Source organism: Bradyrhizobium sp. UFLA05-109 (assembly GCF_054185165.1).
Map to the genome: position 1 here is coordinate 20,013 of NZ_JBBIAR010000005.1, position 15,085 is coordinate 35,097.

The following is a 15,085-nucleotide window of genomic DNA, read 5'->3' on the forward strand; positions in this document are numbered from 1 at the left end:
GACCAGCGCCGTGATCATTCCTGCAATTGAACCAACACCAAATCCGGTCACACCAAGACCAGGTAGCGCTCACGACCGCACCTGGCCCTTAACCCTGCCGATTGACGCGCAAATGCAGTTTTTCCTTTGTGAAGTCGTCGCTCGCATCGTCGCAATTTATTTGTGCGTCGATTGCATCCGCAAGGTGCGCTGTGGCCTTGTCGAGAGAAAAATCACGTCCTTCTTTCACAGTGCTGATATTCTGGACTGGCTCGTAGACGGTCTTTTGGGCTGGCCGAGTCAGGTTTTTCATAGAGACACCGCGCCGGTCCGGTACTGGATGGAAATGGGTCACCAGACAGTAGCCTTTCTCGCGTGCCTCGCTATGGCGATACTTGGCTGGTTTCACCCAAACACCTGAGCATCCGCTGGTGGTTTGGACCGGGAACGGACATTCAGTCGGCAGCTGTGAAATCAGGCGTGTTACATCGGCAGGCCGACTTGCGACCGCTGGGTGCTACGCTATAGAGGCAGCAATCCACGCGTTCGAAGTTCAACCCAGTTAAGGCGTCACGATGGCGTCCGCTACCAAGACGCTCCGCGTCAGCTTTGTGCAATGTCGCGGCACGCCTTACGAGGTCGGCCGTGCGCAGGCTGATGCCTTTGCGGCGACGCGCAACGGTAAGGCGTTTCTCCGACGCAAGAATGTACGGCTGCCGTGGTGGCTCAATATTCGCACAGAAGAGCGCGCGTTCAGGACTTACGCGCCGGCGCTGTGGGAGGAGATCGGTGGGATCGCCGAGGGGCTCAACATCCCGATGGAGCAAGCGGTCACCTATTTCGGCAATGACGGGTTGCGGATGCCGACCGGCGGCTGCTCGGCTGTCATGAGCGGTGGCGTCTATGGCCGCAACTATGATTTTCGGCCACGAGGCTACGAGGCGCGCTTCGCGCTCCTGCAGGTGCGTGGCAGCTACGCCAGCATCGGCGGCAGCCACCAGTTGACTGGCAGGCTGGACGGCATGAACGAGCACGGGCTCGCCATCGGCCTCCATCTCGTGAGAGCGCGACCGCGATCGCCGGGTCTCACCAGCGTGTTGCTGGTTAGGCGCGTACTCGACAGCTGCGCGACGACGACGGAGGCAATCGACCTTCTGCGTCGCACGCCCCACGTCACGCAGAACAACTACTCGGTGCTCGACGCCGGCGGCGTGGCTGCGGTGGTCGAGGCCGGGGCCGGCGCGGTCGCAGTGCGCAGGGGCGACTGGCTGGCTTGCACCAATCATTTCCAGACGCCACAACTGAGGCGCCTGAACCGACGTGTTGCGCACTCGATTGACCGGCTGCCGCCGCTCGAAGGCTGGGCCGCGCGGGAGCTCAGTGCCGAACAGACTTTCACGGCGCTGAACTTCTCCGCTTCGCCGGCCTTCCACAACTACGGCAACGCCCAAACGCTGCACACCATCGTCGCCGAGCCGGCCAAACGTCGGCTCTTGATTGGCATCGGCGGCGATGCCGCCGCGCTCGATGAGGACATGCTGGACGTCGATTTCAAGCTGTGGGTCGCCGGTGAAGATCTGCCGACAAAGCAGCTCAAGGGGCAACTCGGCCTGGGTCGACTATCCCCCCGGCGAGCGAGAGCGAGGCTGTGGAGCAGGGTCTAAGCCAGAAACGGACGGGGTCTACGAGACCACGCGCTGGTCGATCGGCCTGAACATCCTGTCCTTCTAGATCATCGTCAGAAATACTTTTGGCGGCGTGCCGACCATCAGCTTTCGGGCGGCGAGCATGTTTGCGTTGTTCATCCTACTTCTGGAATCTACCTGCCAATTCCTGGATCCACTTTCCTCGCGGCAGCAATATCCGCGTCGCCCGCGGCTGCGTCTCCCTTGAGGTGCTTGGCCTTACCGCGCCGGTACAGGGCAGCGGCGAAGGTCGGCTGCTGCCGGATCGCCTCGCCATAGTCCAGAATGGCGCGATCCAGATCACCCTTGGCCTCGTAAACCTCTCCGCGGTTCTTGTAGGCCATGGCAAAGTTGGGATTGAGCGCGATTGCCGATGTGTAGTCGGCGAGCGCACGATCCAAATCACCCTTGTTAAAGTACATTGCACCCCTGCCGAGGTGGGTGGATGCTTCCTTGGGGTCGAGGCTGATGGCCCTGTCAAAATCGGCAAGGGCGCGATCGAAGTCGCCCTTGGCGGTGTAGACGAGACCACGACCATTAAAGCCGTAGCCGGCTTTTGGATCGAGCCGGATGACTTGCTCGAAGTCGGCCATGGCGCGGTCGAATTCGTTTCTCAGCAAATAGAGGTGGCCGCGGCTCTTGTAGAGCAACGCACCGTTGGGGTCGATCGAGATTGCTGTTGTGTAATCGGAGAGGGCGTGATCGAAATCATTTCGTGCATAATAGAGGCCGCCGCGGTTGGCAAAACCTGCGGCAGCCTTGGGATCGAGCCGGATTCCCTGATCGAAGTCGGCCATGGCGCGGTCGAGGTCGCCTGTCGCGAAATAGACCATCCCGCGGCCGATGATGACCAAGGCGTTCGTGGGGTCGAGCGAGGCCGCCTTCGTATAGTCAGCCAGCGCGTGGTTGTAATCTTTCCTCACCAGATATACGTCGCCGCGCGAGCCGATAGCAACGGGATCATTGGGATCGAGCTGGATCGCCCGCTCGACATCGGCCAAGCACCGATCGAGGTCGCCCGTCTGGCCATAGGCTCTGGCACGAAATAGGAGGGCTTTCGCAAGATCTTTTCCGGCATATTTGCGGGATTCGATCGCGCTGGTGCATCCCGCAATCTGCTCGCTCCAGGGGATATCAGGCTTGCCAGCGCATTTTGCGTCCGGCACAGTCTGGGCCTGAACGTGGAATGTCAGCAGCACCAACGCAAATGACAGGACTGAACAGATCATCCCGGCGGACGTAATCAGCGAATTATGTCTCTTCATCGATTGCGTCCGACTCTTCGGTATTCAGAGGATAGCGGCGAGCGATACGCCAAATGCCGAGACTTAGTCGCCGGTAAAGAAGTCTTGGTTCAATCGACCGGAGCCACACCCTAGTCGATCGGCTTGAACGTCCCGTCCTTCTGGATCACCGTCAAAAACACTTTTGGCGGCGTGTCGATCATGCTGACGCCGACGGTGATGGTGCTGCCGCTGATGTCGAAGCGGCCGACGTCGTTGATCACCCGCAGCAGCCCGGCGCGCGTCGGCTTCGGTCCGGCCTTCTCCAACGCGGCGGCCGCGAGGCGTCCCGAGATGTAGCCCTCCAGCGACACGAAGTCCGGCGTCAGCGTCGGGTCGAACGCCTTCTGCGCCGCCTGGTAGTCGGCAACGAGCTTTTGCGATGCGTCCCAGGGAAACGGCACGACCTGCGAGACGATGACGCCTTCGCCCTCGGATCCGAGCTCCTTGGCGAGCGCATTGGCGCCGACGAAGGAGATGTTGACGAAGGTCGGATTGAGACCGCTGCGGTGCACGAGCTTGATGAACTCCGCACACGGGCCGTAAGTCCCGACCATGACGATCGCTTCAGGCTCGGCGCGCCTGAGCATCCGCCAGGCGGACGCGACGGCCTTGGTGTTGCGCTCAAAAGTGCCCTCGGCCGCAAGCTCGAGGCCGCGCTTGGCGAGTGCGCGCTTCACGCCGAGGAGACCATCGCGCCCGAAGGCGTCGTCCTGGTAGAAGATGCCGATGCGGCTGAACTTGCGCTCCTCGGTGAGATGCTTGATCCAGGCCTCGGCCTCCGCAGCATAGGAGGCGCGGATGTTGACGACGTTGCTGAGCTCTAGGTCGCGCAAGAATTCCGCGCCGCTGAACGGGCCGATGAAGGGAATGTTCCTGAGGCTGGTGATCGGAATGGTCGCCATCGCGGTTGGCGTGCCCACTGCGCCGATCAGCGCGAATACCTTGTCCTCGTCGATGAGCCGCAGCGTCTGCGCCACCGAACGGTCGGGATCATAACCGTCGTCGCGGCTGATCAATTGCAGCTTGCGGCCGTGGACGCCGCCCTTGGCATTGATCTCGGTGAAGGCGGCGACGATGCCTTGCCGCATGCGTAAGCCAAGCGCGGAGGAGGGCCCCTCGAGCGCCGCAGCCTGGCCGAACAGGATCGCATCGGTGCTGACGCCGACCTCCTCGCTTCGGGCTGCCGGCGCAACGAATGCGGCCAGCACGACGGCCAGAACGATGCATGTCGCGGAACGGACTCGTGTCATGGCGGCGCTGATACGGGATTTGCGGGAATTACGGGAGAACGATAGTGCCGCCGTCCGTAACCGCAAGGCCGATCGCCCTCCGTATTACTCCGGAGAATTGTTGCAATTGTTTCCATGGTGCGGCGACTGGCGCAGGAAAAGTTAACTAAGCCCCGCAGTCGCGCCCGGCGACGCAAGGAAATTGTGCACTTCTTAACCGAGCCCCATGTCCGATCGTTTCCTGACGGCTCAACCAGAAGTTCGACCCGTCACGCCAGAGGGACGGCTTAAGAGAGATGGGCGATCGCGATCAGAATGATCAGGATCGGAAGCGCATGATCGGGCGATGGCGCCCTGCGCCGCTGTCCGGGCTCTACCGTCCTGCGCTCGTCGCAGCAAGCCTCGGCGTATTGTTCTCGGTGGTGGGCGCGGCTGCGGTCGGGCGCTGGGAGGACCGCGTCAACAAGGTCGAGTTCGAGAACGCGGCCGAAACCGAAGCCATCGTCATGCAGAACGGCATGAACGAATATATCAGCCGGCTCGTGGCGCTGCGCACCCTGTTCGAGTCGACCAACGAAGAAGTCACCCGCAGCGAGTTCGAGACGTTCGCCGGCCGGCTGTTCGAGCATCACCCAGGCATGCTCCGCGTCGCCTGGCTGCCACGCATCAACCGCAAGGAGCGCGCCGAATACGAGGCCGCCGCAGTCGCGGACGGCGTGTCCGGCTATCGCATCAAATCGCTTCAGGGCCAAGGAAACGATCAAGGCTTTGCGACCGCGCCGCAGGGCGAGGAGTATTTCCCGGTCTTCTATTCCACGCAGCCGAAGACCTCGCCGGTCTACGGCATGGACTACGCGACCATTCCGGATCGCTATGCCGCGATCGAGCGCGCGCGCGACAATGACCGGATCGCGGCGCTGCGCACGCAACTCTACGAGCCGCGCGACGGCGGCCAGTCGCCCAACGTCCTCGTCGTCGTTCCCGTCTACGCCAAGGGCACCTCGCGCGACACTGTTGCCGATCGCCGCCGCAACCAGGCGGGTGTCATCGTCGCCGTGTTCGATCTGCCGCTGCTGCTGCGTGCCATCCGCACCACGACGGCGGCAAGTCCCGCGATCAGCGTCAACGTCTATCCGCCCTTCACGGGGCAGATCGTCAGCCTGGAGCAGTCGCTGCCGGATTTCTCGTCCTCGGCGACCGCGCCGCAATCGATGAGCGACGTATCGAAGGGCGTGCACTGGTCGGGTGGCTTGCGTATCGGCGACACCGATTGGCAGGTGCGCGCCGTGCCGACCGTCGGCGGTCCGCTGGAGACCGCCTATGACCGCGCGCTCACGGTGCTGGTCGTCGGCATGCTTCTGACGCTGTCGCTGGCGAGCTATCTCGTGCTCGCAAGCCGCAACTCGCGGCGGCTGTCGCTCGCCAACCGCCGGGTGCTCGAGCTCGCCCAGGACATCCTGACCGGCCTGCCGAACCGCGCGTTTTTCCTCGCGCGGCTGGACGAGATCAACCGGCAGATGCGCGAGGACGGGCTGACCTTCTCGATCCTGATGCTCGATCTCGACCGCTTCAAGAACGTCAACGACTCGCTTGGCCACGGGGCCGGCGACCTCTTGCTGCGCCAGGTCGCCCAGCGCCTGAAATCCGCGCTGCGCCAGAGCGACGTGCTGGCGCGGCTCGGCGGCGACGAGTTCGCGATCATCCAGGAAGGCTGCGACGATCAGCGGGTATGCTCGACCGAGCTCGCGAGCCGGATCGCCAAGCTCGTCACCGAGCCGTTCTTCCTGCCCGGCCATCGCGTGGAGATCGGCACCAGCATCGGCATTGCGATCGCGCCGGAGCACGGCAGCAACCAGGAACAACTTCTGAAGAAGGCCGATCTCGCGCTCTACCGCTCGAAAGGTGCGGGGCGCAACTGCTTCACCATCTATGACGAGGCGATGTCGGCCGACCTCGAGGCGCGCAACATGCTCGAGGGCGACCTGCGCGACGCGATCGCGCGATGCCAGTTCGAGCTGCACTACCAGCCCTTCATAGATGTCGCCAGCGGCCAGCGCCGCGGCTTCGAGGCGCTGGTGCGCTGGCGTCACCCGACGCGCGGGCTGATCCCGCCGGACCAGTTCATTCCGCTCGCGGAGGAGACCGGCCTGATCGTGGCGCTCGGCGAATGGGTGCTGCGGCGCGCCTGCGAGGACGCGGCGTCATGGCCTTCGGACACACGGGTCGCCGTCAACCTGTCGCCGGTGCAGTTCAAGGAAGCCGAGCTGTTCGATGTGATTTGCGCGGCGCTGGAAGATTCCGGCCTGCCGCCGGAGCGACTCGAGATCGAGATCACCGAGTCCGTCCTTTTGGAGCGCGGTCTCGAGAACCACGCCTTCATGGAGCGGCTCAAGAGCATCGGCATCGAGCTGGCGCTCGACGATTTCGGCACCGGCTATTCTTCGCTGAGCTACCTGACGGCGTTTCCGTTCGACAAGATCAAGATCGACAAGTCCTTCATCAGCAATCTCAGCCACCGGCCGCGCAGCTCGGCCATCATCTCCTCGATCGTGACGTTGGCGCGCGGCCTCGACATGTCGGTAACCGCCGAGGGCGTCGAGACCAGCGAACAGTTCGAGCGCCTGAAGGGGCTCGGCGTCAACTTTGCGCAAGGCTATCTCCTGGGACGGCCGCAGCCGATCGAACGGATCGCGCCGGAGGCGCCGGTCTCCGGCTCGCAGCTCGACGCGGCTTGAGACCCATCGCCGCGCAAAGGTCCGTCACGCAAGCGTGGCCCGGGCATGCACGAAAAGTGCTTGACCCGGACATCCCCCGATGATCGGAAGGATCGTCCAGGGATGAAACAAACACAATGCGGCTTCCGTTCTTCTATGGCTGGGTGGTAGTCGCGGTGACCTTCGTCACCATGGCCATCGGGGTCAACGCGCGCACCGCCTTCTCGTTGTTCTTTCCTCCCATCATCTCCGAGTTCGGCTGGGAACGCGGCGTCACGGCGGGCGCCTTTTCGTTCGGATTCGTGGTCTCGGGCGTGGTCAGCCCGCTGATCGGCCGGCTGATGGATCACAGAGGTCCCCGCGCCGTGATGGAGGTCGGCGTCGCGCTGATGGCGGGCGGACTCCTGCTGGCGCCGCTGACGAGCCAGCCCTGGCACCTCTATGTCACCATGGGCGTCATGGTCGGCGCCGGCAGCATCTGCCTCGGTTATTCCGGCCAGTCGCTATTCCTGCCGAACTGGTTCATCCGCAAGCGCGGCTTCGCCATAGGCATCGCTTTTGCCGGCGCCGGCATCGGCTCGGTGACGCTGCTGCCCTGGGTGCAGCACATCATCGAGCAGAGCAGCTGGCGTACCGCTTGCACCGCGATGGGGCTCTTGCTGCTGATCGCGCTGGCGCCGATCAACCTGCTGCTCCGCAAGCGGCCCGAGGATCTCGGTTTACTCCCGGATGGCGATGCGGCGCCGTCGGCGAGCGCGGCAAAGCCCGTTTCCAACATCGTCGACCCGGTCTGGGCCGGCACCGAATGGACGCTGAAGAGTGCGCTGCGCACGGCACGCTTCTGGTGGATCGCACTCGGCTATTTCTGCGGCCTGTACATCTGGTACGCGGTGCAGGTGCACCAGACCAAATTCCTGCTCGACATCGGCTTCAGCCCGCGCGTCGCAGTGTGGGCGCTCGGCGCGGTCAGCCTGCTCGGCATTCCCGGCCAGATCCTGCTCGGCCATGTCTCGGACCGGATCGGCCGGGAATGGGTCTGGGCGACGAGCTGCGCAGGCTTTGCGATTTGCTTTGCTGCGCTGATCGCCCTGAAATTCGAAGCCTCACTCTGGCTCGTCTACGTGATGGTGTTTTCGCAAGGGGCTCTCGGCTACGGGTTGACATCGATCATGGGCGCGGTGGTGTTCGAGATCTTCGGGGGCAGGAATCAGGGCAGCATCTTCGGCATGATCATGTTGGCCGCGCTGGCGGGCGGCGCGGCCGGACCATGGGCGACGGGCCTCCTCTATGACCTTGCCGGCGACTACACGCTCGCCTTTGCCATCGCGATGGTCGTCAGCGGTCTGTCGGCGTTGTCGATCTGGCAGGCCGCACCTCGCAAGGTGAGGGCGGTCGCCGGCCGGCTGCACAAGCTTCACCCCGGAGCCGGCGCCGGATAGGGTCGCCCGCTTCACAAATTCCGTGGTCCTCTTCGCGGTTTCTTAAGCATGTCTCATCTTGGCAAGCCGACGCCAGGTTGAGCCAACTTCTTGGACACTATCGGACCGCTAGGCTTGCAGCCCTTGTCGCACCTTGCGACGCGCCCGGGTCCAACGATGTCCGCCGAGGATTGCCCTGCGATCGGAACTCCGGAAGTCCTGCTGGCTGCGCTGGAGCTGGCCGAGGACGGCGTTGTCATCGTCGACGCCGACCGCAGAATCACGCATTTCAATGCAGCCGCGGAGCGGCTCTGGAAACTCCCGCGGACGGACGCGCTTGGACGTGACGCCGGCATTCTCGCGCTCAAATGCCTGCAGGCCGACCCGGTTACCGATATCCGCGACGAGATCAGCCTCGTGCGGCGCGACGGCACGAGGCTCAGGGCCGCCATATCGCTTTCGTCCATCGGAACGACCCATCACGCCGTTTTCGTTCGCGACGTCACCGAGGAGGCCGAACGCCGCGTGCGGATCGGGCTGCTCAACGCGGTGTCCGACCAGACCAATCGCGCGGTGATCATCACCGATACCGAGCTGAATATCCGTTACACCAACGCGGCCTTCGCCGCCGTGTTCGGCTATGCCACCGATGAGGCTGAAGGGCGGCGCGTGAGCGAGCTCGTGGCCGGACGTCACACCAACCGCAGGGCGCTTGCAAGGCTCGGCAAACGGCTGATGGCGGGTGGCCGCGGCGGCGAAGCCGAGGTGATGCTGTACAGCAAGGATCGCGAGGAGATCTGGGTCACTGCCAGGATCGACGCCTTTCGCGATCGCAAGGGTAGGGTGAAGCATATCTTCGCCCTGCTCGAGGACATCACCGAAACCAAGCAACTGCGATCGCTCCAGCAATTGATCACGTCTGCGCTGGCGGACGAAGTCCCGATCACCGAGATCGCCGACCGGTTGTGCCGGCGCGTCGAGGAGATCGCGCCGGACGTCGTCTGCTCGCTGCTTCATGTCGATGCCGCCGGCTTCGTGCATCCGCTCGGCGGTCCCAGTCTTCCGGAGGACTATTCGCGGGCGCTGGACGGCGTCGCGATCGGACCCGATGTCGGTTCCTGCGGAACGGCGGCCTATTACGGCAAGCCGGTGCTCGCTGTTGATATCGACAGGGATCCGCGCTGGCAGCCCTACAAGGCGATGCCGCTGTCGATCGGCTTGCGCGCCTGCTGGTCGACGCCGGTCAAGTCCAAGGACGGACGGGTCATCGCCACTTTCGCCTTCTACTACAGGGAGCCGCGCGCGCCGAGCCGCTGGCACCGGCGCATCGTCGATGCCTGCGTCAATCTCGGTGCGCTCGCGATCGAACGGAAAGAGGCGCGCGCCGAGATCGCGCGGCTCGCCTACCACGACATCCTCACGGGTCTGCCGAACCGCGTGCAACTGCGCCACCTGATCACGGCCGCGATCGACGCTTGTCGACCCGGCAGCCATGTCGCGCTGGCGTTCCTCGATCTCGATCATTTCAAGGACGTCAACGACACGCTCGGCCATGCCGCGGGCGATGAGCTCCTGGTCGAGCTGGGGCATCGCCTGCGCGCGCAGATCGAGCCCGGCGACATGCTCGGCCGGCTCGGCGGCGACGAATTCGTGATCCTGTTGCCGAACCGCGACGCCGAAGGTGCCGCGCGCGTCGCGCGCCGGATCACCGAGGCTCTGGCCGAGCCGCTGCGGCTCGGCGCGCGGCAGATGCAGATGTCCGCCAGCATCGGCATCAGCCTCTATCCCGATCACGCCACCGATATCGACGCGCTGATGCAGCAGGCGGATGCGGCGATGTACAACGCCAAGCAGGCGGGACGTTCCACCCATCGCTTCTTCTGCGCCGACATGAACGGACTAACCGAGCAGCGCCTCGCTCTCACCGCGGCACTGCGTCGCGCCATCGCCGAGGACAAGCTCAGCCTGCGCTACCAGCCGCAGGTTCGCACCGTCGACGGCGCGATCCATGGCGTCGAGGCGCTGGCGCGCTGGCATGACGCTGATCTCGGCGACGTTTCGCCGGCCAAATTCATTCCGCTCGCCGAGGAATGCGGCTTGATCGAGCAGATCGGGCTGTGGTCGATCCGCGAGGCCTGCCGCCAGATGGCTGGCTGGCGCCGCGCCGGGCTCGACATCCCCAGCGTGTCGGTCAATCTCTCGCCGATCAATTTCCGTAACGTCGTGCTGGCAAAGCATGTCGCAAGCGTCCTCGCGGCGCACGATCTGCCGCCGGACGCCCTAATGCTCGAGATCACCGAGGGCGCATTCATGCAGGAGCGGGCGGTTGCGCTCGAGACCATGAAGGCGATCCGCGCGCTCGGCGTCGGACTGTCGCTGGACGATTTCGGCACCGGCTATTCGAGCCTCAGCCGGCTTGCGCATCTGCCGATCCGCGAGCTGAAGATCGACCGCAGCTTCATGCGCGATATCGAAGCCGATGCCGGCGCGCTCGCCATCGCGACCGCTGTCGTGCGCGTCGGCCAGGGCCTCGGCATGACCGTGGTTGCCGAAGGCGTCGAGACCGAAGCACAGCGCAGGGTCTTGGCCGAGCTCGGCTGTGACGTCGTGCAGGGCTTCCTCTACGCGCCGGCGCTCGCTTCGGTCGCGTTCGAGCGCTGGCTGCTCGAGCACAGCGCCGAGCAGGCGAGGGCGATGCGCGACCGTCTCGATCGCGCTCAGGGCGAGGCAACGCCGGTCAAGCGCACGGCCTGACGGCAATGACGCCGGGGCGTGTACCCCAACCCCATAATGGATCATCATTCTTTTGGAGGCACCGTGCGCAGATAGGCGACGATGTCGCTGAGATCGGCATCGCTCACGCGAGCATACCAGTCGAAACCCATAGGCGGCTTGAGATGGCTGCCATCTTTGCGGATACCCTTGGTGATGGCTTGCTTGATTTCGCCGTCGCTCCACGCACCTATGCCCTTTTCGGGATGAGACGTGATGTTGCGGGAGACCGATTCCCCCCATGGGCCGCGAAACGTCTGACCGCCCTTGCCAAGGCCATTTGCGAAATCCAAACGTTCGTTCACTCTGGGCGTGTGGCACTCCATGCAATGGGCGATCGTGACAAGATAGAAGCCGTGCTTGACGGGATCGCGCAAGTCGCCTTCGGTCATCTGCTTGTCGGCGCCGGGAGGGGTTTCGACATGAAAGGTCGCCTTGTAGACCGGCGCCTTTACCTCGTTCGAAACCACGGGCACTGAACGCAGATAGGCGACAACCGCGTCGAGATCGCCTGTGGTGAAGACCTTGTAGAAACCGTAGGGCATGATCGGCGCGAGTTGAGCCCCGGACGGCCGAACGCCCTCGATCAGCGCCTTCTTGATGTCGTCTGCACCCCATTTTCCGATACCGCTGTCCGGGTCGGGCGTAATATTCGCGCCCTTGACGATGAAGGTTGGTTCATCCCAGGTCTGCGGGCCGCCCGAATAGAGCTTCGTGCTGTCGATGAGGCCGCCAGGTCCGCGCGGCGAATGGCAGTTGCCGCACGTCAGCACGCCCTCCACGAGATAGCGCCCGCGCTCCACAGGCGTCTGTGCTCGGCCTGTTGCAGCCAACATTCCCGCGACCGAGACAAGTATAAAAATCGACCTTGCCATGAATTTTGCCATGACTGGCTCCATTGTCTGTTCTTCGGAATGGGAGTGGTCGCGTAAAAAACGCGTCGAAATGCTTGGAAGAATAATGACGAGAGTTGGACGCCCGCGGACGGCATCGGCGCTGCCGAAAGATGGCTTCCGCACGGCCCGCTGGCAGCTCAGCCATTAAGCTACATCACTTTCGCCGTCTCAGGAAGGAGCCATGGCGGCCAGGGTCTCGGCATGAGCGTGGTACTCAAAGGCATTGTCGTCTTCTGAGCCAAAGCGGAAGTAGCTGTTGGGGTGGGGCCTTACCGGTTTTGACCCGAGGCGGATGGAGTCGTGGAGCCTCCTATCCCGGTCGTCATCTACTGAGTTTACGTGCGCGGACAAAGATGAACGCGGGGAGGCGACGAAGTCGTTCGTAACCCTTGGGGTCTATTGCTTTCAGGGCTTCGCTGGGTGTTGGTTCGCTGATCCGCTCGATGACAAAGCCCGCTGCTGTCAGTGGTTCGGTTAGATCGCGCAGTGGCCTTTGATAGTAACGCATCTTTTCGCCGAGCCAGCCCCACTCCTCTTCGATCAAGCCCGACCACAGATAGCCCGAATCAAGGAGGTTCGCTTGATGGACAGGGTGATGAGTTGAGAACACCAGCAATCCACCGGGTCTGAGCAAGCGTGACCATTCTCGAAACGTCATCGTCAGGTCGGCCAGGTAGTGAAGCACGAGCGAGGAAATAACCAGGTCGAACGTTTCGCCGGGCAGCACATCACGTAGATTGCTAACGTTGCCTTGCACCACGCGCGCACGACTACTCAATCGCTCTGCGGCAAGCTTGACCATCTCGAGACTGCAATCGACTGCGACAACCCGCGCCCCATTCCGGACCAACCAATCTGCGTACCAGCCGTGCCCGCAGCCAGCGTCAAGAACATCCTTACCGCGAACATCGGGTAGAAGGCCCAGTGTTGTTGGACGTTCGTAAAGTGCGTTCCACGGCCGTTCGTCGATTCCGGCCGCGTAACGCGAAGCGATTTCGTCGTAGTCTGTCGGGCCGGTCATGAAAGATCGCTCTTTGGTCGCGCTTGTGCGTGCTAGTCAGCTTAGGAGCCACTTCGGATTCTAACATTCCTAGCCTGAGACAAGCCCTATCGTGCGCCCGAGGTCGCTGATGGCGCGGAAAAAGCTGTCGGCTGGCGTGGTCTCCGGATCGATCAGCCGGTGCAGGCGGAAACCGTCATCGAGCGCCAGCACCACGGCGGCGGCCCAGGACGGGTCCTTCACCTTGTTCGTGTCGTGGACTTGCGCGCCCTGAATGATGTCGGCGACCAGCTTGCGCCGCGCGCGCAGGCGCTTGGCAAGCTCGGGCCTGCGCTTTTCGGCGCGCGCCACGTAGAGGATCATCTCCATGTGCAGGAGCGGTGCGCGGCCAAGCGGATCTTGCCGGCTGCGGTCCATGGCCTTCAGCGCCGCGATGAAATCGTCGAGATCGGTATGCTCGGCGAGCAGGTCGAGATTGCGCCGGATCGACCGCTCGACATGGTCCTCGAGCATGGCGATGATCAACTCGTCCTTGCTGGTGAAGTTCGAGTAGAACGCGCCGCGCGTGAAACCGGCGGCAGCCGCGATCGCCTCGATGCTGGCGCCGCCGATGCCCTGGTCCTCGAACACGCGCGCGGCCGCCTCGAACAGCCTGTCGCGGGTATCGTCGCGGGTCGGTCTTGTCCTCACTCTTGACATCGCTGCATTTTAGTTCAGGATACAACTCAATACAATAGTGTATCGAGTTGCAGATTCAGGGATCACGCCGCACGTTTCCCGGGCAATGGCGTGTTCGATGTCAATGCGGCGAACGATTTTGAGGTCACCATGAACGAGCATGCGAAGCCGGCGGCAAGCGATCCGCTGTTCGATCCGCTGGCGCCCGACTTCATCAGGGATCCCTATCCGCATTACCTGCGCCTGCGCACCGTCGATCCGATGCATCTGACGCCGTTCGGCTCATTCGTCGCCAGCCGTCATGCCGAGGTGAGCCTCGTGCTGCGCGACAAGCGCTTCGGCAAGGATTTCGCTGAGCGCTCGAGGCGCCGCTATGGTCCGAACATCATGGAGGAGCCGGTCTTCCGGAATTTGGGTCACACGATGCTCCAGGCCGATCCGCCGGATCACACCCGGTTGCGCGGCCTCGTGGTCAAGGCCTTTACCGCGCGGCGCGTGGAGGACATGCGGCCGCGAATCCAGGAAATCGTCGATCAGACCCTCAATGCGATCATCGATCGCGGTCAGATGGACCTGATCGGGGATTTCGCCTTCCGTCTGCCGGTCACGATCATCTGTGACATGCTTGGCATCCCGGAAGAGCACCGCGAGGCGTTCCACAAGGGCTCGAGCGATGGCGTGCGAATCCTGGATCCTGTCCCCATGACGCCGGACGAGATCAAGCAGGGCAACGCACGCAACCTGATGGCGCAGATGTATTTCCAGCAGCTGTTCGAACTGCGCCGCCGCATTCCGGGAGACGACCTCACGACCCAGCTGGTGCTGGCCGAGGAAGACGGCAACAAGCTCACCAACGAGGAATTGACCGCGAACATCATGTTGCTGTTCGTGGCCGGTCACGAGACCACCGTCAATCTCATCGGCAACGGCTTGTTGGCCCTGCACCGCAATCCGGAGCAGCTCGCCCTGCTCAAGGCGCGGCCGGAACTGATCAGCAACGCGATCGAGGAGTTCTTGCGCTACGATTCCTCGGTGCAGATGACCGGGCGCGTGACGCTGGAGGATATCGATGATCTCGGCGGCAAGCGGATCCCCAAGGGCGAGACCGTGCTGTGCCTCCTGGGCTCGGCCAACCGCGATCCGGCCGTCTACCCTGATAGGCCCGACCGCCTCGACATCGCCCGCGAGAATGTCAGGCCGCTGTCGTTCGGCGGCGGCATCCATTTCTGCCTGGGCGCCCAACTGGCGCGCATCGAGGCCGAGATCGCCATCAACACCCTGCTCAGGCGGCTGCCGGACTTGCGGATCGACGACGTCGAGAACCCCGAATGGCGGCCGACCTTCGTCCTGCGCGGCCTGAAGCGCCTACCGGCGAGCTGGCAGCGTTAACCTCCGTGCGCAACAGTCGCTGTGACATCGCCACACTTG

The 15,085-nt window shown here is 63.4% G+C and carries 11 protein-coding genes; 6 read left to right on the forward strand and 5 right to left on the reverse strand.

Translation table 11 applies throughout. The features are described from left to right. The first annotated feature begins 10 nt into the window (after window positions 1-10). Window positions 11-400 carry a hypothetical protein gene (locus tag Q3C01_RS04510; protein WP_458144127.1) on the forward strand — a complete coding sequence of 130 codons (390 nt, stop codon included), beginning with the start codon at window positions 11-13 and terminating at the stop codon, window positions 398-400. Window positions 401-554: 154 nt separating this feature from the next. Then, window positions 555-1,643: a C45 family autoproteolytic acyltransferase/hydrolase gene (locus tag Q3C01_RS04515; RefSeq protein WP_458144128.1), complete on the forward strand. Its 1,089-nt coding sequence runs from the start codon at window positions 555-557 to the stop codon at window positions 1,641-1,643. A gap of 155 nt (window positions 1,644-1,798) precedes the next feature. Here the strand turns inward: Q3C01_RS04515 and Q3C01_RS04520 are convergent, their stop codons facing one another. After that, entirely contained in the window at window positions 1,799-2,929 is a 1,131-nt protein-coding gene (locus Q3C01_RS04520) for a tetratricopeptide repeat protein (RefSeq protein WP_458144129.1), read from the reverse strand. A gap of 110 nt (window positions 2,930-3,039) precedes the next feature. Further along, complete coding sequence (locus Q3C01_RS04525) at window positions 3,040-4,200, reverse strand: ABC transporter substrate-binding protein (RefSeq protein ID WP_458144130.1); 1,161 nt, start codon at window positions 4,198-4,200, stop codon at window positions 3,040-3,042. Window positions 4,201-4,514: 314 nt separating this feature from the next. On the opposite strand from Q3C01_RS04525, the gene Q3C01_RS04530 reads away from it, so the two are divergent. The 3 genes from Q3C01_RS04530 to Q3C01_RS04540 all read left to right on the forward strand — a co-directional run bounded on the left by Q3C01_RS04530 (window position 4,515) and on the right by Q3C01_RS04540 (window position 11,065). Continuing rightward, window positions 4,515-6,914, forward strand: coding sequence for a bifunctional diguanylate cyclase/phosphodiesterase (locus Q3C01_RS04530; RefSeq protein WP_458144131.1), 2,400 nt, complete (start codon window positions 4,515-4,517; stop codon window positions 6,912-6,914). A 116-nt stretch (window positions 6,915-7,030) separates the two neighbouring features. After that, complete coding sequence (locus Q3C01_RS04535) at window positions 7,031-8,332, forward strand: MFS transporter (protein ID WP_458144132.1); 1,302 nt, start codon at window positions 7,031-7,033, stop codon at window positions 8,330-8,332. Window positions 8,333-8,488: 156 nt separating this feature from the next. Next, window positions 8,489-11,065, forward strand: coding sequence for an EAL domain-containing protein (locus Q3C01_RS04540; RefSeq protein WP_458144133.1), 2,577 nt, complete (start codon window positions 8,489-8,491; stop codon window positions 11,063-11,065). 44 nt (window positions 11,066-11,109) lie between these two features. On the opposite strand, the gene Q3C01_RS04545 is transcribed toward Q3C01_RS04540, so the two are convergent. The 3 genes from Q3C01_RS04545 to Q3C01_RS04555 all read right to left on the reverse strand — a co-directional run bounded on the left by Q3C01_RS04545 (window position 11,110) and on the right by Q3C01_RS04555 (window position 13,678). After that, window positions 11,110-11,970, reverse strand: a complete 861-nt coding sequence (locus Q3C01_RS04545; RefSeq protein ID WP_458144134.1) for a c-type cytochrome — start codon at window positions 11,968-11,970, stop codon at window positions 11,110-11,112. 331 nt (window positions 11,971-12,301) lie between these two features. Further along, window positions 12,302-13,000 (reverse strand): class I SAM-dependent methyltransferase, encoded by a 699-nt coding sequence (locus tag Q3C01_RS04550; protein ID WP_458144135.1) that lies wholly within the window; start codon window positions 12,998-13,000, stop codon window positions 12,302-12,304. Window positions 13,001-13,069: 69 nt separating this feature from the next. Continuing rightward, on the reverse strand, window positions 13,070-13,678 hold the full coding sequence (locus tag Q3C01_RS04555) for a TetR/AcrR family transcriptional regulator (RefSeq protein WP_458144136.1): 609 nt from the start codon (window positions 13,676-13,678) through the stop codon (window positions 13,070-13,072). Between the two features lie 129 nt (window positions 13,679-13,807). On the opposite strand from Q3C01_RS04555, the gene Q3C01_RS04560 reads away from it, so the two are divergent. Further along, window positions 13,808-15,046, forward strand: a complete 1,239-nt coding sequence (locus Q3C01_RS04560; protein WP_458144137.1) for a cytochrome P450 — start codon at window positions 13,808-13,810, stop codon at window positions 15,044-15,046. The last annotated feature ends 39 nt before the right edge of the window (window positions 15,047-15,085 follow it).